This window comes from Bordetella genomosp. 9, assembly GCF_002119725.1.
GTDB lineage: Bacteria > Pseudomonadota > Gammaproteobacteria > Burkholderiales > Burkholderiaceae_B > Bordetella_C.
Map to the genome: position 1 here is coordinate 2,792,482 of NZ_CP021109.1, position 19,294 is coordinate 2,811,775.

At 64.6% G+C, this 19,294-nt stretch carries 8 protein-coding genes and 1 tRNA gene; 1 reads left to right on the plus strand and 8 read right to left on the minus strand.

Annotated elements, in window-relative coordinates:
* Positions 1–21: 21 nt before the first annotated feature.
* From CAL13_RS12815 to CAL13_RS12840, 6 genes are all read right to left on the minus strand, one after another.
* Positions 22–8,124: a retention module-containing protein gene (locus CAL13_RS12815; protein WP_086072589.1), complete on the minus strand. Its 8,103-nt coding sequence runs from the start codon at positions 8,122–8,124 to the stop codon at positions 22–24.
* A 129-nt stretch (positions 8,125–8,253) separates the two neighbouring features.
* On the minus strand, positions 8,254–8,880 hold the full coding sequence (locus CAL13_RS12820) for a response regulator transcription factor (protein WP_086072590.1): 627 nt from the start codon (positions 8,878–8,880) through the stop codon (positions 8,254–8,256).
* Between the two features lie 106 nt (positions 8,881–8,986).
* Positions 8,987–10,408, minus strand: a complete 1,422-nt coding sequence (locus CAL13_RS12825) for an HlyD family type I secretion periplasmic adaptor subunit (RefSeq protein WP_086057737.1) — start codon at positions 10,406–10,408, stop codon at positions 8,987–8,989.
* Between the two features lie 2 nt (positions 10,409–10,410).
* Positions 10,411–12,582 (minus strand): type I secretion system permease/ATPase, encoded by a 2,172-nt coding sequence (locus CAL13_RS12830; protein WP_086072591.1) that lies wholly within the window; start codon positions 12,580–12,582, stop codon positions 10,411–10,413.
* Complete coding sequence (locus CAL13_RS12835; RefSeq protein WP_086057739.1) at positions 12,560–12,787, minus strand: hypothetical protein; 228 nt, start codon at positions 12,785–12,787, stop codon at positions 12,560–12,562. Before CAL13_RS12835 ends, CAL13_RS12830 begins: the two co-directional genes overlap by 23 nt.
* A 6-nt stretch (positions 12,788–12,793) precedes the next feature.
* Positions 12,794–14,365 (minus strand): TolC family outer membrane protein, encoded by a 1,572-nt coding sequence (locus CAL13_RS12840; protein WP_086072592.1) that lies wholly within the window; start codon positions 14,363–14,365, stop codon positions 12,794–12,796.
* 536 nt (positions 14,366–14,901) lie between these two features.
* Between CAL13_RS12840 and CAL13_RS12845 the strand changes: the two genes are divergently transcribed.
* Positions 14,902–14,977, plus strand: a tRNA-Ala gene (locus tag CAL13_RS12845).
* Positions 14,978–15,049: 72 nt separating this feature from the next.
* On the opposite strand, the gene ppc is transcribed toward CAL13_RS12845, so the two are convergent.
* Both ppc and CAL13_RS12855 read right to left on the minus strand, forming a co-directional pair.
* Positions 15,050–17,878: a phosphoenolpyruvate carboxylase gene (ppc, locus tag CAL13_RS12850; RefSeq protein ID WP_086072593.1), complete on the minus strand. Its 2,829-nt coding sequence runs from the start codon at positions 17,876–17,878 to the stop codon at positions 15,050–15,052.
* A gap of 363 nt (positions 17,879–18,241) precedes the next feature.
* On the minus strand, positions 18,242–19,204 hold the full coding sequence (locus tag CAL13_RS12855) for a Bug family tripartite tricarboxylate transporter substrate binding protein (RefSeq protein WP_086057745.1): 963 nt from the start codon (positions 19,202–19,204) through the stop codon (positions 18,242–18,244).
* Positions 19,205–19,294 lie beyond the last annotated feature (90 nt).

A 19,294-nucleotide genomic window follows, 5' to 3' on the forward strand; every position in this document is an offset into this window, starting at 1 on the left:
GCAGCGCGGGTCAGTTGCGGATCAGTTGTTATGCCCCTGCAACTTGCCCTTCTGCAACAGGTCGTTGATGATGGCCTGGTCGGTCTGCAGGGCGCCACCGTTGGTCAGGTCCACATTCTGCAGCACGATCTTCTGGTCGAAGGCGTTGGCAGCCGCATGGCCCGTGGTGCTGACGTTGATGACGGTGTCGTTGCCCTGCTTGCTGAAATGCAGGTACTTCGACAGGTCGCCGTCAGCCGGGTTCTGCAGCAGTTCATGCAGATCGAGAACGTCGCCGCCATCCGCCTTGCTGGCAGTGGAGAAGTCCTTGATCGTATCGACCGCTGGCGCGTCGACCGTACCCTGGTCGTTCAGCTCCCACTTGAAGGTGTCGCTACCGGCGCCGCCGTACAGGGTGTCGTTGCCTTGCCCGCCGATCAGCGTGTCATTGCCGTTGCCGCCGTACAAGGTGTCGTTGCCCGCGCCGCCGTGCAGCAGGTCGTTGCCTTCGCCGCCATAGATGATGTCGTTGCCGGCATCGCCATACAGCTGGTCGTCGCCGCCCTGGCCGTAGATGATGTCATCGCCGTTGCCGCCATGGATGACGTCATTGCCGCCGCGGGTATCGCCGTCCACATTGAACTGGCCGTGGTTGGCGCTGATGAACCCGTACAGCTCCGACGTCGTTGGCGTATGCCCGTTGGTGGCGGTCAGGTAATCGACCAGCGCCTGCCATCCCTGGCCGTCGTGCGTTCCGGCTCCGTGACCTGCCCAGGACAAGCCATCGGTGTTGATCGTGTCGCCGAAGATGATGTCGTGGCCATCGCCTCCGTTGATCGTATCGCTGCCGACGGCCACCGGATCGGAATGCGATCCGCCGCCCTGGAGCACCGTGTCCAGATCCGAGCCCTGGTGCACGATGTCGACGTTGCCGGCGGGACCCGACACCGTGTCGCTGTAGGTGTGCGTCGCGATGTTGTCGATATTCACCTGGGCGTTGCCGTTGCCGCTGGTGTTGTCCGTGACGGAGAACACCAGATGGTACGTGCCGCTGGCCAGGATGTTCGATTCCAGCGTGACCATGTTCGAGATGGCGGTGGAGGACGTACCGCTTTGCACCGTCACCCACTGGCCATCCACGAGCTTCTCGATCGCCCATTTGAAGGAATCGCCCGTGCCGAAGTTGGTGGTCGATACGTCGAAGCTGACGCTGGTCTTGCTGCCGCTGATGTTGAAGCTTTGGCTGGTGACCTTGGTCTCGCCGGAGCCGGCAACATCCATGATATGCAATTGACCATTGCTGCGGGTCAGGCTGCTGCCGCTTCCGCCCAGGACCTGCGCCCAGTTCGAGACGCTGCTCATTCCGCTGTTGCTGGTGAAGTTCGCCAACGTCGTATCGGAATGGTAGCCCACGCCCACCGTCACGTTGCCCGTGCCGTTGGTGTTGTCGAAGAACTGCAGGAACTGGCTGCTCACGCCATCGCCCACGCCAATGGCGTGCACGTTGCTGACGTTGCTCAGGTCCTTGAAGGCGTCGATGGACTCCTTCAGCACCGTGTCGTCGGTGGTCGAGCCGTCGCCACCCCGGCCGCCGCGACTGTTCACGTAGTACGTGGGGTCGCCATCCGTCAGGAAGTAGCTGATGTTCTCGTAGTTGGCGCCGGTCTTGCCCGCGGCCGCCTGCGCATTGAACCAGCTTACGGCGCTGTCGAACGCGTCCTCGTAGTTCGTGCCGCCGGTGGCCGTCATCCGGTTGATGGCGGCGATCAGCGTGTCCACGTTGTTGGCGGTCAGCCCTTGCACCTGGATGACGCGATCCGCATCGGAGCCGAAGCCGATCAGGGCCACGTTGACCACCCCGCCCGTATGCGTGTCCAGGGTGTTCAGGAGGTTGATGAGCGCGGCCTTCACCACGGACATGCGGTCCTCGCCGCGCCCGGGGTTTCTGCTGCCGTCCAGGCCCCAGGCCATACTGCCCGAGTGGTCGACGATCAGCGCGATGTTGTAGTTCTTGCCGGGTTCGACGACCACTTTCGTACCGCCCTCGTCGCCGACGATGATGTCGTCGCCCGACCCGCCATTCAGCGGGGTCGATCCGCCCGAACCGGTGTTGCCGCCCACGATCAGGTTGTTGGTGACCAGGTCGAACGTGTACTCCCCGGACGTATCGTGCCCGCCGTTCAGGTCGCCGCCGTTGTCGCGCACCTGGAAGCCGAAGGATGCATCCTTGCCATCGGCGCCCGGGGTGTACACCAGTTTGCCGGCTGCAATGTCGGACGCCAGGATTTCCTGGCCCGCCGTTACGGTCTGGCCGTTCAAGGTCAGGGTGCCGCTGTCCGGCGTGCGGGTGATGATGACGCTCTGCAGGCTGTCGTGCTCGCCGTTGCTGTCCTGGAAGGCGAATTCGTCCAGCGAGAACGTGTGCTTTCCGCCAGCGTCCACGGTTGCGGCGTTGTCGGCCGACGTCGGAGCATCATTGGCGCCGTTCACCACAACGGTCACGGTGCTGGTCGTGCCGTCGGCGGTGGTGACCGTGAAGGTCTCCGTCACCTTGTCGGCGCCGCCCAGCGCCTGCACCGCGGCGCTGTCGTTGTTGAGCCGGTAGGTCCAGTTGCCGTTGGCGTCGATAGTGAACGAACCGTATTGACCCTGGTGGTTGGTTTGCGGAACGAACACGGCCTGGCCGGCATCGGGATCCAATACGTTGAGCTTGCCGCCGGTTTGCAGCGTGCTGTCTTCGGTTACCGAGCCGGTGCCGCTGCCGGTGATGACCGCGCGGTCGTCCGTGCCCTTGACCGTGACGGTGATCACCTGATCGTCGAAGCCGCCATGGCCGTCGCTGACCTTGACCGTGAAGGTCTCGGTGATGGTGTCCTTGGACGTGAGCGACTGAGCCTTGTCGTTATCCAGCGTGTAGGTCCACTTGCCGGTGCTGTCCAACGTGAGCTTGCCGTAGGCGCCGTTGCCGTCGCCGTCGATCGACCAGGTGTGCTGATCGCCGATGTCAGCGTCCTGCACGGCGAGCTGGCCGCCGGTCGTCTGCGTGCCGTCTTCCTGCACCGACCCCGTGGACGGGCCGCTGATTTGCGGCTGGTCGTTCGTGCCGTTGATCGTGATCGTCACTTCGCTGGTGGTGCCATCGGCCGTGGTGACGGTGAACTTCTCGCTCACTTGCTGGCCAGCCTGAAGACCCTGCACCTTCTCGGACGTGTTGTCCAGCTTGTAGGTCCAGTTGCCGTTGGCGTCGATGGTGAACGAGCCGTACTGGCCCTGCTTGTTGGTCTGCGGCACGAACACGGCCTGCCCGGCGTCCGGGTCCGTCACGTCCAGCTTGCCGCCGGCCGTCAGGACCTTGTCTTCCGTGACCGTGCCCGCGTCATCGCCCGGCTTGGACGGCTGGATCACCGCGCCATCGTCCGTGCCCTTGACCGTGACGGTGATCACCTGATCGTCGAAACCGCCATGGCCGTCGCTGACCTTGACCGTGAAGGTCTCGGTGACGGTGTCCTTGGACGTGAGCGACTGAGCCTTGTCGTTATCCAGCGTGTAGGTCCACTTGCCCGTGCTGTCCAGCGTGAGCTTGCCGTAGGCGCCGTTGCCATCGCCGTCGATCGACCAGGTGTGCTGATCGCCGATGTCAGCGTCCTGCACGGCGAGCTGGCCGCCGGTCGTCTGCGTGCCGTCTTCCTGCACCGACCCCGTGGACGGGCCGCTGATTTGCGGCTGGTCGTTCGTGCCGTTGATCGTGATCGTCACTTCGCTGGTGGTGCCATCGGCCGTGGTGACGGTGAACTTCTCGCTCACTTGCTGGCCAGCCTGAAGACCCTGCACCTTCTCGGACGTGTTGTCCAGCTTGTAGGTCCAGTTGCCGTTGGCGTCGATGGTGAACGAGCCGTACTGGCCCTGCTTGTTGGTCTGCGGCACGAACACGGCCTGCCCGGCGTCCGGATCCGTCACGTCCAGCTTGCCGCCGGCCGTCAGGACCTTGTCTTCCGTGACCGTACCCGCGTCATCGCCCGGCTTGGACGGCTGGATCACCGCGCCGTCGTCCGTGCCCTTGACCGTGACGGTGATCACCTGATCGTCGAAGCCGCCATGGCCGTCGCTGACCTTGACCGTGAAGGTCTCGGTGATGGTGTCCTTGGACGTGAGCGACTGCGCCTTGTCGTTATCCAGCGTGTAGGTCCACTTGCCCGTGCTGTCCAGCGTGAGCTTGCCGTAGGCGCCGTTGCCGTCGCCGTCGATGGACCAGGTGTGCTGATCGCCGATGTCAGCGTCCTGCACGGCGAGCTGGCCGCCGGTCGTCTGCGTGCCGTCTTCCTGCACCGACCCCGTGGACGGGCCGCTGATTTGCGGCTGGTCGTTCGTGCCGTTGATCGTGATCGTCACTTCGCTGGTGGTGCCATCGGCCGTGGTGACGGTGAACTTCTCGCTCACTTGCTGGCCAGCCTGCAGACCCTGCACCTTCTCGGACGTGTTGTCCAGCTTGTAGGTCCAGTTGCCGTTGGCGTCGATGGTGAACGAGCCGTACTGGCCCTGCTTGTTGGTCTGCGGCACGAACACGGCCTGGCCGGCGTCCGGGTCCGTCACGTCCAGCTTGCCGCCGGCCGTCAGGACCTTGTCTTCCGTGACCGTGCCCGCGTCATCGCCCGGCTTGGACGGCTGGATCACTGCGCCATCGTCCGTGCCCTTGACCGTGACCGTGATCACCTGATCGTCGAAGCCGCCATGGCCGTCGCTGACCTTGACCGTGAAGGTCTCGGTGACGGTGTCCTTGGACGTGAGCGACTGCGCCTTCTCGTTATCCAGCGTGTAGGTCCACTTGCCGGTGCTGTCCAGCGTGAGCTTGCCGTAGGCGCCGTTGCCGTCACCGTCAATCGACCAGGTGTGGTGGTCATTCACGTCAACATCGGCGACAGTGAGTTGACCGGACGTGACTTGATCGCCGTCTTCCTGCACAGACCCGGTCGACGGGCCGCTGATCTCGGGCTTGTCGTTCGTGCCGTCGATGGTGACGGTAATCTTCGTCTCCGTGCCGTCAGCGGTCTTGACGGTGAACTCTTCGGTCAGGTGCTCGCCCACCGCCAACTGCTGCACTTCGGCGGCGCTGTTGTTGAGCTGATACGTCCACTTGCCGTTGGCATCGATCGTGAACGTGCCGTACTTGCCGGCGGTGCCGTCCTGCGGTTGGAACGACGATTCGCCGCGGTCGGCGTCGCTGATGTCCAGCTTGCCTTCCACCGACAATTTCTCGTCTTCCACCACCGTGCCGTGGTCGCCGGCAATCTGGTCGTCCGGACCCGTGGGCACGTGCGGGGTGATGATGGGGGCATCGTTGGTGCCGGTCAGCGTGATCATGATGACCTGCGTGTCTTTGCCGCCGTTGCCGTCATCGACCAGCACGGTGAACGTCTCATTGACCGTTTCGCCCGCCTTCAGGGCCTGTACCGCGTTTTGATCGACGGTGTAGGTCCACTGGCCCTTCTCGTCCACAGCGATGGCGCCGTACGCACCCTTGTTACTGCCGTCGATGCTCCAGGTGTGGGTGTCGCTCTTGTCGGTATCGGCAACCGCAAGCTGACCGGAAACCGACGTGTCGGCGTCTTCCGTGATCGCGCCGGTGCTCTCGCCGCTGATCTCCGGCACATCGTTCGTGCCGTCAATGGTGACGATGATCTTCGTCTCCGTACCGTCGGCCGTCTTGACCGTGAATTCCTCGGTGAGGTGCTCGCCCACCGCCAACTGCTGCACTTCGGCGGCGCTGTTGTTGAGCTGATACGTCCACTTGCCGTTGGCGTCGATGGTGAACGTGCCGTACTTGCCGGCGGTGCCGTCCTGCGGTTGGAACGACGATTCGCCGCGGTCGGCATCGCTGATATCCAGCTTGCCTTCCACCGACAATTTCTCGTCTTCCACCACCGTGCCGTGGTCGCCGGCAATCTGGTCGTCCGGACCCGTGGGCACGTGCGGGGTGATGATGGGGGCATCGTTGGTGCCGGTCAGCGTGATCGTGATGACCTGCGTGTCTTTGCCGCCGTTGCCGTCATCGACCAGCACGGTGAACGTCTCATTGACCGTTTCGCCCGCCTTCAGGGCCTGTACCGCGTTTTGATCGACGGTGTAGGTCCACTGGCCCTTCTCGTCCACAGCGATGGCGCCGTACGCACCCTTGTTACTGCCGTCGATGCTCCAGGTGTGGGTGTCGCTCTTGTCGGTATCGGCAACAGCAAGCTGACCGGAAACCGACGTGTCGGCGTCTTCCGTGATCGCGCCGGTGCTCTCGCCGCTGATCTCCGGCACATCGTTCGTGCCGTCGATGGTGACGGTGATCTTCGTCTCCGTGCCGTCAGCGGTCTTGACGGTGAACTCTTCGGTGAGGTGCTCGCCCACCGCCAACTGCTGCACTTCGGCGGCGCTGTTGTTGAGCTGATACGTCCACTTGCCGTTGGCGTCGATGGTGAACGTGCCGTACTTGCCGGCCGTGCCTTCCTGGGCCTGGAAGAAAGACTGATCGTGGTCGGCATCGGAGATATCCAGCTTGCCTTCCACCGACAATTTCTCGTCTTCCACCACCGTGCCGTGGTCGCCGGCGATCTGGTCGTCAGGCCCGGTCGGTACGTGAGGCGTAATCACCGGCACATCGTTGGTGCCCGTCACGGTGACTTCCAGCGTGGCGGTGGAAGTACCGCCTTCGCCGTCGGAAACCGTGTAGGTGATGGTCGTCGTCTTGGTCTCGCCCTCGGCCAGGCCCTGGAAGTCCTCGCCCGGCTCGAAGGTGTAGCTGCCGTCCGGATGGATGGTGAACGTGCCGCCGTCCGTGCCGGTGACCTTGACGCCTTCCGCCGGCACATCCCTGTCGCCCGCGCGCACGACCTGCAGCGTATCGCCGTCCGGGTCCACATCACGGCCGGCGCCCTGCTCGTTGCCCGTCAGCACGTTGCCGGTAACGGCAGCGTCTTCGTGCGTGACCGCGGTGTCATTGGCCGCCACCGGCGCCGGGTTGCTGACGTTCCATGTGAACGTTTCGGAAACCGAAGCGCCGCTCGTGTCGGTCGCCGTGATGACGACCTGATAAGCGCCCTGATTGCCGCCCTGTGAAGCCGAGTGGTCGATCGTGCCGGTGATGACGCCCGTGTTCGGGTCGATTTGCAGGCCCGGCGGCAGACCGATGGCGCTGTAGGTCAGCTTGTCGCCGTTATCGACGTCGGCGAAGTGGCCCGACACGTCCACATTGATGTTCTGCTGCGCATCGACGCCGTTGATGTTGTCGAGCGAGGTCGTCACGGTGGGCGCATCGTTCACGCCGTTCACCGTCACAGTGATGGTCGCGGTGGACGTATTGCCGGCCGGATCCGTAATCGTGTAAGTAAGGCTGCTGGTCGCCGTCTGGCCGGCGCCCAGGTTCTGGAAGGCCTGGCCCGGTTCGAACACATAGCTGCCGTCGGGGAACACCGTGAAGGCGCCGCCATTCGAACCCGGAACCGTCACGCCGCCCGTGACCATGGGACGATCGCCCACCGTTACGATGGCCAGCGCGTCGCCGTCCGGATCGCTGTCATTGGTCAGGATGTTGCCGCTGATCGCCAGCTTCTCGCTGGTCGTATTGGCGTCGTCGGCCGCGAGCGGCGCGTTGTTGGCAACCGCGCCATCGTCTGCGCCCGTCGCCAGGCCAGCGGACGGAACGAGGTTGATCCCCGGCGTGCCCGGGTTCGGATAGGCCAGGTCCAGCGGCGTGGTGGCTTCGACGACACGCGCCAAACGCACGAAGCTGCTGCCGCCGCCATCGCCGCCGCCGGACACCAGCGCGGCCGTCGGCTCCAGGTTGTCGAACGGATCCTGCCCGCTCTGCAGGGCGGCGAGCAGACGATCCGAATCGGTGCCCGTGGGCGGCGCCACGGCTGCTTCGGAGCGGTCCACCGGCTGGCCCGCCATGTCGGCATTGAAAGCCACGTCGCGATTCTCGCCGATCGTCAGCGGCATGCCGCCTTCGGTCTGCAGCGCGACGGTCGCCCCCGATGCGGTCACGATTTCGGTGTCGGGCGGGATGCGGCTGCCGGCATGCAGCTCGGTCAGCGATCCATCGCTATTGCGGATCCAGGCGCGTCCGGTGACTTGGGTGACAACGGCGGGGGTCGAAAAGGCCATCTTTTAGCTCCGGTTTTAGATGGCGTAATCCTATAGACGGCTCCCAACGGCCGATATTGTCCTGGAGGACAGGTATCGCAAGAAATAAATCTCGCTCTATTGCGATTTGTTCATCCGGACCGCGCGATGTCAGCGGCTGATGCCGTGAACCCGAAGCGCCAACTGCAGGCGGTCGCTCACGCCCAGCTTCTCGAATACCGAAGAAAGATGCGCCTTCACGGTGCGCTCCGTGATGCCCAGCGCGGCAGCGATCTCGCCGTTGGCCTCGCCCACGGCGGCCCGGCGCGCCACCATGTCCTCGCGTTCCGTCAGCATGTTGTTGTGCCAGTCTTCGCTACGGCCCGCACGGCTGTCCACGAGCTTCAGCAGCCGCGTCACCAGCGAGCGGCCCATCCAGATTTCCCCGGAATCCACCACTTCCAGAATCTGCGATAGCGAGGCAGGCGGCGCATAGGTGTGGCAATACCCCACCGCGCCAGACGCCAGCACCTTGGTGCCCTGCTCGTCGTGTGGGCGCGCGCTGGCGACGACGACGCGCAAACCCTGCAAAGCGCGGGTCCATGGCTCGGACGCCCATTCCGGCAGCCGCGGCAGGTCGGCATCCACCACGACCAGCGACCGCCCCTGCTCGCGCCAGCGGGCCAGGTCCGTCAGACTGCGGCCGCGCGCCGGCAGCCACCGGCGCGCATCCAGCCCCGACCAGTGCTTCCACAGCAGATCGTCGTGCGTGACGAACAGAACCGGTACCACGTGCATCAATACCTCTTCTAGCGGGTGGCCCGCCGCGGCGGCGCCAAGGCGCCCGGGCGGGATGGACGATTCAGACGGTCCGGAGACGTCCGGACCCTGCGCAGCGCGCGCCTTACCGCTCGGTGAACGCGTTCTCCTTGGCGCGCAGGATCGGCTTCAGCAGATACTGCAGCACCGTGCGCTTGCCCGTCAGGATATGCACCTCCGCCACCATCCCGGGAATGATGGGCAGATGCTTGTCCCCCACGGTGGACCTTGCGGTACGCACGCGCACGATATAGAACGAATTGCCCCGTTCATCCGTGATGGTGTCGGCGCCTATCTGCTCCACGACGCCTTCGAGTCCGCCATAGATGGCGAAGTCATAAGCCGTGAACTTGACCTCCGCCTTCTGTTGCGCGTGCAGGAACCCGATGTCGCGCGGCAGGATGCGCACTTCAAGCAGCAGCGTGTCGTCGGAGGGAACGATTTCAATGATGTCCTTGCCCGGCTGCACCACCCCGCCCACCGTATTGGCCAGCAGCGTCTTGACCGTCCCGCGCACCGGCGAACGAATTTCCGACAGCTTCACCTTATCCGCCAGCGCCAGCTTGCCCTCGCGCAGCGTGCGCAGCTTGGTATTGGTATCGGAGAGCTCGCTGCGCGCCTGGTTGCGGATGTTCAGTTCGGCTTCCTGCGTTTTGCTCTGGGCTTCCTTGATCGAGGCCTCGATACGGTCGATCTGCGCCTCCGCCGCCTTCTGGTCGCCGCAGCTCTTGGCCACGTCCCGCTGCAGGCGCAGCAGGTCGACTTCCGACACCGCGCCGCTGGCCAGCAGCGGGCGGGTCACGGACAATTCCTTGGACGTCAGCGCGCACGTGGTCGCGGCCTGGTCCCGCTTGGCCTGCGTCTCGCGCAGTTCTTCCTGGCGCTGGCGCACCTGTTCCTTCGCGACATTGACGGTGGCGTTCAGCTCATTGGTGCGCTGGATCCAGGCATTGCGCTCGGCCTCCACGGCCGCGGGCAGCTTCTGCAGCACCTCCTCCGGCGCCTGAAAGGGTTCGCCCGTGGCAAGCGCATGCAGGCGCGCGGCCTTGGCAAGCAGCGACAGGTATTCCGCCTCATTCTCGCCCAGAGAGGAATTGAAGCGCGTGGGATCGATTTTCAGCAGCACCTGGCCTGCTTCCACCGTCTGGCCGGGCTGGACCAGGATTTCCTTCACCACGCCGCCGTCCAGGCTTTGCACCACCTGGACCTGGCGCGACGGCACCACTTTCCCTTCGCCACGCACGACTTCGTCGATGGGGCTGAAGCCCGCCCAGAGCAGCAGAATGAAAACCACCAGCAGCGACGTCCACAGCAGGACACGCGCGCCGCGGGCGTCGGATTGATGGATGGCCCATTCCGCGTCGCCCGCGTAGCCGGTCGCCACCTTGGGCTTGCCGCGCGACTCCCCATCGAGCAGCCAATCGAAGAACCTGACGAAAAGATCCCGCGGCCGGCGCACCAGCGCGCCGAGAAAAGAGCCGCCTTCGCTCGCGATCTGCGTGCTCATGCTCAGCCTCCCCGCCCGACCCGGCCGTTGCGCAGGGCTTCGACCACCTGTTCCTTGGGACCGTCGGCCACGATGCGGCCGGCGTCGATGACGATCAGACGTGTCACGAGCTCCAGCAAAGCCGTGCGATGGGTGACCAGCAGCATGGTCTTATTGGCGCTGGCCGCCGCCAACTGGCGGCGCAGCCGCGATTCGCTCTGGTGGTCCATGTTGCTGCTGGGTTCGTCCAGCAGCAGTACCGGCGGGTCGTTGATCAGCGCACGCGCCACGGCGACCGACTGCCGCTGGCCGCCCGACAACGACTCGCCTCGCTCGCCGATCAGCATGTCGAACCCGTCCGGGTGTACGTTGGCGAACTCGCTCACGCCCGCCACGTCGGCCGCGGCAAGGATGGTCGCGTCGTCGGCGTAAGGCGCGCCCATTGCAATGTTGTGTTTGAGGCTGCCGTAGAAAAGCACGGGATCCTGCGGCACGTACCCGATGGCGCGCCGCAAGTCGGCCGGATCGATCTGGCGCACGTCCACGCCGTCCAGCAGCACCGTGCCCTCGCTCGGCTGGTACAGGCCCAGGATGAGTTTTTCCAGGGTGGTCTTGCCAGATCCGATTCGACCGATGATGCCGATCTTCTCGCCGGGCGCCAGCTTGAACGAAACGTTCTGCAGCACGGGCTGGGCCGCGCCGGGATAGGAGAAGGTGACGTTGCGGAACTCGATGGCCCCGTGGAAAACCGGGCGATGCAGGAATTCCGAGGTTTCCGGGCGCTCGACGGGCAGGTTCATATAGTTATCGATGGACCCGAGCGACGTGCGCGCGTTCTGGTATTGCATCAACAGGCCGGCCACCTGCCCCAGCGGCATCAGACAGCGCCCGGCGATCATCGAGGCCGCGATGATGCCGCCCATCGAAACCGACGAATCGTGCGCCAGATAGACGCCGATGGTAACCACGGACACCGAGACAAGCTGCGACATGGCCGAAACGAAGCCCACCGTCGTGCTCGAAATCAGCTTCAACTTGCTGCCGATCTCGGCGATGTACTCTGTGGACCGCTCCCAGTTGCGCTGCATCGCGCCCTGGGCATTGAGGGTCTTCACCGTTTCGAATCCGGTCAGCGCTTCGACAAGCGTCGCGTTGCGCTGCGACGCGGCCTGATACGAGGCCATGGTCAGCGTCTCCATGCGGAACTGCGCCGCCAGCGACACCAGCACGATGAGGACGATGGCCACGATCGGCGGAATCAGCATGAAAGGCGATATCCAGGCCAGCACCAGCAGGAACAGCAGCACGAATGGCAGGTCCACCAGCGTGGTGATGCTGGCCGACGCGATGAAATCCCGGATGGATTCGAAAGAGCGCAGATTGGCCGCGAACGACCCGACGGACACCGGCCGGCCTTCCATGCGCAAGTCCAGCACGCGCTCCATGATGAGCGCGGAAAGCCGTACATCGACCCGCTTGCTGGCGCTATCGATGACATGCGCCCGCGCCGTGGACAACACCGTATTGAAGATCACCACGATGGCGATGCCGACCACCAGCACCCAGAGCGTTTCGAGCGCATTGTTGGGCACCACGCGGTCGTACACGTTCATCGTGAACAACGGCATGGCCATCGCGAAGATATTGATCAAAAGCGCCGCCACGATGGCATCGCGATACAGCCGGCGGTTCTCGAAGATGGCAGACCAGAACCAATGGCGGCCGCGCACCTTGTTGACCTCGGGCGAGCGGGCATCGAACCGGAACTGCGGCCGCACGAAGCACGCCATGCCGGTGTAGTCGCGCGCCAGCTCTTCGGCGCCGATCTCTACGGCCCCCGCACCCAGTTCGGGGTGGCTGATCAGATACTTGCCCTCGCGCACCTCCAGCAGCAGGCAGGCCCGTTCGCCATGCAGCAGCAGGATGGCGGGCAGGATGTCCGCGGGAATCTCGGCCAGCGAGCGCTTCACCAGCCGGGCGGACAGCCGTGCGCGGGCTGCCGCGCGCGGCAGCAAAGCGGGCGTGAGCCGTTGATCGATCAGCGGCAGCCCGGCCGACAGCGCCTGCGCGGTGGCAGGCACGCCGTGGACGCGGGTCAGTTCGACCAGGCAATCGAGCAGTGGATCGTCATGCGTGGCGCGCGGGTCGACGCGCCAGGAATCCACCGAGCGGTCAAAGAATTTGTCCGTCTTCATCGTCCAGCAAGTCCAGATGTTCGGATAACCGCGCCCGGTGACGCTTGCGCTCGGTGAGCTTGCGCTGCGCATCCGGCGGCAGATCCGTCAGGCGCAGCGTGCCATTGGCGATCAAGACGTCGATCAGGTCTTCGAGGACGCGAACGAAGTCCAGGTCAAGCTTGGAAAACCCGTCGTCCCGATCGTTGCTGTCTTGAGTCGCCATGGCATATCACCATTTGGGTGCGGCGCCCGGCGCGGCCGGGCTGGGCTGGACCGGCTTGCCGGCCGGCACCAGGTCGGGCGGCATGGTGCCGTCGTTGTAGATCACCTTCACGGGCTGCAGCCGCGTGGCGTCCGGCACGGAGGAATTGCACAGCTTGATCACGTCGTCGCTGACTTCCAGCTTGCCGTTTTCCTCCGGCGTTTCATCCTTGGCGGGGCGCAGGCCCAGCGCGGGCAGCAGCTTGTGCGACAGCGTCAGCCAGCGATACTGGGCCACCTGAAGGTCGTACAGCGCATTCGTCAGCGCGCGGCGCGATTCGAAAAGTTCGTTTTCGGTGTCCAGCAGGTCCAGCAGCGTCCGTTGACCGATCTGGAACTGTTGACGGTAGGCATCGCGCACCTTGGTCGTCGCCACTTCGTGATCGCGCAGGAAGGGCAGCGCCTGGCGCAGGTGGACGATGTTGTTCCAGGCGATCGCCAGGTCCTGCTGGATGTTGCGGCAGGTGTAGTTGCGGACGTCGCGGGCCGCATAGCTCTGCGAGGCCGTTTGACGGATACGCGCGGAATCGCTGCCGCCGCGGTACAGGTTGTACGACATGACGACCTGCACATTGGTGCTGCGCGTGTTCTTGTACTCGGGCCCGGGCTGCGAGGTGTCGGTGCCTGTGGACGCCACGAATTCGAACTTCGGCGAAAGCGCGCCCTTGGCCGATTGCACGCCCGCGTCAGCCGCCTGCAGCAGCGCCTGCTTGGACAGGAAGGCCGGGTTGCTGCGCAGGGAGTCGTTGAAGTTCGTCGGATCCTTGGGCAGCTTCTCGTCGATACGCGGCGTCGGCGAGAGCGCAGCCGGCACATCCAGGCCCGTTACGCGGCGAAAGCGCTGCGTAACGTCGTTCAGGTTTGCGCTTTCCGTCATCAGGTTGGTCTGCGCGAGCGCCAAACGGCCGCCCGCCTGTTCCATGTCCACGCGGCGGCCCACGCCGGATTCCGCCCGTTCTCGGATCTGCTTCAGCGTTTCCTCGTGCAGCCCATAGTTCTGCCGCGCCAGCCTTTCCAGGTCGCGATAGCGCTGCACATCCAGGTAGGCCTGCGTCGCGTTGAAGGCCATCTCGTCGCTGGCGGCCAGCAGATCGTAGAACCGGGACAACTTCTCGAATCCGGCCTGCTTCACATCGTTGGACGTGCGGAAGCCGTCAAACAGCAGCTGACGCAGCTCCAGCGTGTACCCCGGCCGGTTCCAACTGGCCGAATCGCGGTTCGGCAGATTGCTTTGCCATTCATGGCCGAGCCAGCCCTGTGCATTCACCTGCGGCAGGAAGCCGCCGCGAGCCACGTTCTGGCCCTCCAGCGAGGCACGGAAATCGTTGTAGCGCGCCTGTATTTCCGGGTTGGTCAGCAGCGTCTGTTCGACGACCTGATGCAAGGTGGCGCCCCCGTTTACGTCAGTGGCCTGAGCGACCGGCGCGGCCGGCGCCGCGGCGGGCGGGGTCGCACTTTTGGGGGAGGTTTGGGCGACGGCGGCGGTAGTAACGGCGGTTGCCAGGGCAGCAACAAGATGCTTCAAACGAAACGAGGACATGACCTTCCCGTATGGCTTAATCGAAGTTGAGTAACAGCTGCTTTCCCGGCTGCAATACATCGCGCTCAGCACGCGCCCGCTCCGCATGAAGTTGTTTTTCGAGGGGGGAACGGTCCTTGAAACAGCTATGAAGAACCTGCGGCCGGGATTGTCTGTGACAGGACAAGCTCGATCAACGCCATAAAAACGCGGTTTATTTCACACCCTTGCACGAATTGTAAGAGTATGCGGCAAAGTGGCGGAGAAGCGCCCGGCGTTACGTAATAAAACATGACCGATCTGGCTGCTCATCCGCTAACTTTCACAAAGCCGCCTTCTACTGGTGCGTACATCGGGCTTCTTGATCAGCCTTTGTTACGGCAGCGGCGTAACAATGGATCGCTTTGGCAACATTCGTGGTCCGAAAGCAACGCCTGCGGATGTAACAGGCGTCCGCGCGCACCATCGCCGGCGCTTCCCACTTTCGGGCTACGCCGCGCCCGGATCGTTTACCGCAGTGCAGAGTTTTCTGGTATAGTTACGGACTTACTTGATGTGGGGCGGTAGCTCAGCTGGGAGAGCGTCGCGTTCGCAATGCGAAGGTCGGGAGTTCGATCCTCCTCCGCTCCACCACCGGATTGCAGTACAAAAAAGCCTTGGACGCGCGCCGCGCCTCAAGGCTTTTTTGTTACCCGCGCGTCTGGCTTACCCGCTATTGCGCAAGCCCGCAGCGATTCCGTTGATGGTGATATGTATCCCGGTCTTCAGTACGGGATCGTGGCCGCCGGCGCGATAGCGGCGCATCAATTCCAGCTGCACATGATGCAAGGGATCCAAGTAGGGATAGCGGTGGCTGATCGACCTGGCCAGCGCGGGATTGCGCGCCAGCCTTTCCGCGTCGCCCGTGATCCGGGACAGCGCTTGCGCGGTGCGCCGCCATTCCGCTTCGATTTCGGAAAACACGGTGCCGCGAAGCTGCCGGTCTTCGACCAGTTCGGCATAGCGCGACGCCAGCGCAAGATCGCTTTTCGCCAGCACCATATCCAGATTGGACAGCAGCGTCCGGAAGAACGGCCAGTCGCGGTACATCGCACGCAGCCATTCCCAGGGCTCGTCGCCCTGCCCATGCGCCGGATCCTCCACGAACGCCTGCACCGCCGAGCCGAACCCATACCAGCCCGGCAAGGTGACGCGGCACTGCCCCCAACTGAAGCCCCAGGGGATGGCCCGCAGGTCCTCGATCTTCTGGCTGCCGGTGCGCGAGGCCGGACGCGAACCGATATTCAGCCCGGCGATTTCGCGTATGGGCGTAGAGCCGAAGAAATACTCACGGAACCCGGGCGTTTCGTACACCAGCCGCCGATAGGCTTTCATGCTGGCGTCCGACAGCGCCGCGGCCGCCGCCAGAAAGCGCGCGGGCGCCGGCGCATCGGATTGCAGCAACGTGGCCTCCAGCGTCGCGGCGACCAGCGTTTCCAGGTTGCGCCGGCCGATATCGGCATTGGTGTACTTGGAGGCGATCACCTCGCCCTGCTCCGTCAGGCGCAACTGGCCCCGCACCGTGCCTGGCGGCTGCGCCAGGATGGCCTGATAGCTCGGGCCGCCGCCCCGGCCCACCGTGCCGCCGCGGCCGTGGAACATCCTCAGCTTGATTGCTCCCCTGCCCTCGTATTCCTCGAATAGCCGGGCCAGCGCGATTTCCGCGCGATACAGCTCCCAATTGCTGGTGAAGATGCCGCCGTCCTTGTTGCTGTCGGAGTAGCCCAGCATGATGTCCTGTTCCCCGCCGCTGCGCCGGACCATCTCGAAGATGCCCGGCAAGGCGTAGAAACGCCGCATGATGTCGGTGGCGTTGCGCAGATCCTCGATGGTCTCGAACAGCGGAACCACGATCAGGTCCGCACGGGCCTCTTCGTTCAGGAGCCCTTGCAGAAGGCCGACTTCCTTTTGCAGCAGCAGAACTTCCAGCAGATCGCTCACCGTCTCGGTGTGGCTGATGATGTAGTGGCGAATGGCATGGCGGCCGTAGCGTTCGAGCATGGCCCGCGCCGTTTCGAAGATGGCCAGCTCGCTGCGCGCCAGTTCCGAGTAGTCCGCGCCGGGAATGCGCAGCGGGCGCGGGTCGTTCAGCTGCCGCAGCAACGCCGCCACCCGGGCGTCCTCGTCCAGCTTCGCATACGCGGGCTCGACGCGGGCAGCCGCGAACAATTCGGCGACCACAGCTTCGTGCTTGTCCGAACTCTGGCGCAAGTCCACCGTCGCCAGATGAAAACCGAAGACGCTTGCCGCGCGTATCAAGGGATGGAGGCGTTCCACCGCCAGCTCGCCGGCGCGATGGCTTTCGAGCGATTGCGCCACCACGTTCAAATCGTCGAGAAAATCCTCCGCGCAGGCATAAGGCGCTAGCGGCGCCACCGGGTGCGGCGCCGCTTCCGCACCGGTCAGCGCCTGCAAGGTCGCGGCAAGCCTTGCGTAGATGCCGGACAACGCCTTGCGATACGGTTCGTCGCGCCGGTGCAGGCTCTCGTCCGGCGAACGGTCGGCAAGCGCTCGCAGGGCGGGCGATACGTCGATCAGGTAGTCCGACATGGACAACTCGCCGCCCAACTGGTGCGTCTCCGACAAGTAGTGGCGCAGCGCGGTTTCGGACTGGCGCCGCAAGGCATACCGCAAGGTATCGGCCGTCACGTTGGGGTTGCCGTCCCGGTCCCCGCCTATCCACTGGCCCATGCGGAAAAACGTGGCAACGGACTGCCCCGGCAGCTCGCGCTCCAGACTTGCGTAGAGCCGCGGAATTTCTCGCAAAAACGTCGTCTGGTAATAGCTCAGGGCGTTTTCGATCTCGTCCACCACCGTCAGCCGCGACATGCGCAGCAGACGCGTGGTCCACAGCTGGATGATGCGGCCGCGCAGGCGTGCCGCATTGGCGTCCAGCGCGCGGGCCAGCACGCCGCCGGCAGCATCCGCCTCGCCCGCACGAATGGCGTCCCGTTCCGCGAGCAGCTGGGCGATGGCGCGCTGCGCGTCCAGGATGCTTTTGCGCTGGACTTCGGTGGGATGCGCCGTCAGTACGGGCGATACATGGCTTTCGCGCAGCGTCGCCGCGATACGGTCGGCCGCGATACCGGCGCCGCGCAGACGGGCCATCATTGCGTCCAGACTGCCTTCCCGGACGTCTCCGGCGCGCTCGTGCGCCAGGCGGCGGCGGATGTAGTGCCGGTCTTCAGCGAGGTTCGCCAGCAAGCTGAAATAGGTAAACGCGCGCACGATGCAAACGAGCATCAGCGCGGACTGGCCGTGAAGCAGGGCTTTCAAGTCCTGGTCCGCCTGCGTGTCGTCGTCACGCCGGAAGGCGACCGCAAGTTGCCGGACCTGCTCCACCAGCTTGTAGGCGTCTTCGCCTTCCTGCTCGCGTATGACGTCGCCCAAAAGACGGCCGAGCAGGCGGATGTCCTCGACGAGGGGCTGCGCGGAGGCCGGCGCGGCGTGGTCGTGGTCGCGGTCGTGGTCGTAACCGTCATGGACAAACTTCATGCTGCCAGCTCCGAAATTTCGATGGGTTCAGACCGCGGCCGCGCGAGTAAACGGACCGGATGCGCAAGATGGCTCCCGGCTTCCGCAGTTCGGCCGGGCGTCCTGATCGGACGACCGAGCCCCCCGGTGCCGGACGACAGCATGAATGTATGAGATTCAGCTCCGCTTGGGAATTCGCGACTGACGCCGGCGCCATCGCGATCCGCCACGGCGCACGCCATGGCAAAAAAAAACCGGCACGCCTGCCGCTCGTCTCCGTGGGCAGCCATGCCCATGGGATCGGCGGTTCAGCGTGCCGGCGATGTCGCGGTCGATGTCGCGGCGCCATGACGGCATCCCGGCCGGGATGCCGCCCGGTCAGGCTTACTGCTGGCCCTTCAAAATCTCATGCCACTTCTGGGTCTGGTCGGCGATGAACTTCTTGAACTCTTCGGGCTTGTTGCCGCCGGCATCGGCGCCAATGGTTTCCAGGGCCTTCACCATCATGGGGTCCTTGAGCGCATCCACAGTGGCCGCGTAGAGCTTGGCCTGAACGTCGGCCGGCACCTTGGCGGGGACCACCAGGCCGTACCACGTGGAGAACGTGTAGCCCGGCACGGTTTCGGCGATGGCCGGGATGCCCGGGAAGTAGGGGCTCGGTTTCTCGCTGCTCACGCCCAGCGCGCGCACGGTGTCGGCCTTGATCTGGGCCATCGCCGAACCGCTGGTCTCGATAGCCATCTGGATCTGGCCTCCCATCAGGTCGGTCATCATCGGCGCACCGCCCTTATAGGGAACGTGGGCGATGTCGATCTTCGCCATGCGCTTGAAAAGTTCGCCGGCCAGATGCTCGGTGCTGCCGACACCGGCCGAACCGTAGTTCAGCTTGCCGGGGTTCTTCTTGGCGTAATCGATCAGTTCGGCCACCGACTTCACCGGCAGGTCCTTATTGACGATCAGCAGGTTCGGCGAAGACGCCACCACGGTGATGGGCGCGAAATCCTTCTGGAAGTCGTAGGTCAGCTTGTCGTAGGTCGAGGGCGCGATCGAGTGCGCGATGGTCGACAGGAACAAGGTGTAGCCATCCGGCGCCTGGCGCGCAACATAGCCGGCCCCGATGGTGCCGCCCGCGCCCGCGCGGTTGTCCACGATCACGGGCTGGCCCAGCCGCTTGGACAGGGCCTCGGCCAGGGGGCGCCCGACCATGTCGGTCGTGCCGCCGGGCGGGAACGGGATCACCAGCGTGATCGGACGGCTGGGCCAGTCCGCGGCATGGGCGGCCAGTGCGGTGGCGCACAGCACGGTGCCGGCCAGCAGGCGACCGAGCAGGGATTTGCCAAATTGCATAGGTATCTCCTTTATGTATGTATGGCGATCCGGTGTCGCGGCGAACGCACCATCGCAGCACAGGGACGATGGATGCGGGCATGTGCCGCG

Coding starts and splice junctions, on each gene's coding strand:
- CAL13_RS12825 (WP_086057737.1), bottom strand. CDS start 10,408: ATGAGCACGCAGATCGCGAGCGAAGGCGGCTCTTTTCTCGGCGCGCTG.
- CAL13_RS12855 (WP_086057745.1), bottom strand. CDS start 19,204: ATGCAATTTGGCAAATCCCTGCTCGGTCGCCTGCTGGCCGGCACCGTG.
- CAL13_RS12840 (WP_086072592.1), bottom strand. CDS start 14,365: ATGTCCTCGTTTCGTTTGAAGCATCTTGTTGCTGCCCTGGCAACCGCC.
- CAL13_RS12815 (WP_086072589.1), bottom strand. CDS start 8,124: ATGGCCTTTTCGACCCCCGCCGTTGTCACCCAAGTCACCGGACGCGCC.
- CAL13_RS12835 (WP_086057739.1), bottom strand. CDS start 12,787: ATGGCGACTCAAGACAGCAACGATCGGGACGACGGGTTTTCCAAGCTT.
- CAL13_RS12820 (WP_086072590.1), bottom strand. CDS start 8,880: ATGCACGTGGTACCGGTTCTGTTCGTCACGCACGACGATCTGCTGTGG.
- ppc (WP_086072593.1), bottom strand. CDS start 17,878: ATGAAGTTTGTCCATGACGGTTACGACCACGACCGCGACCACGACCAC.
- CAL13_RS12830 (WP_086072591.1), bottom strand. CDS start 12,582: ATGAAGACGGACAAATTCTTTGACCGCTCGGTGGATTCCTGGCGCGTC.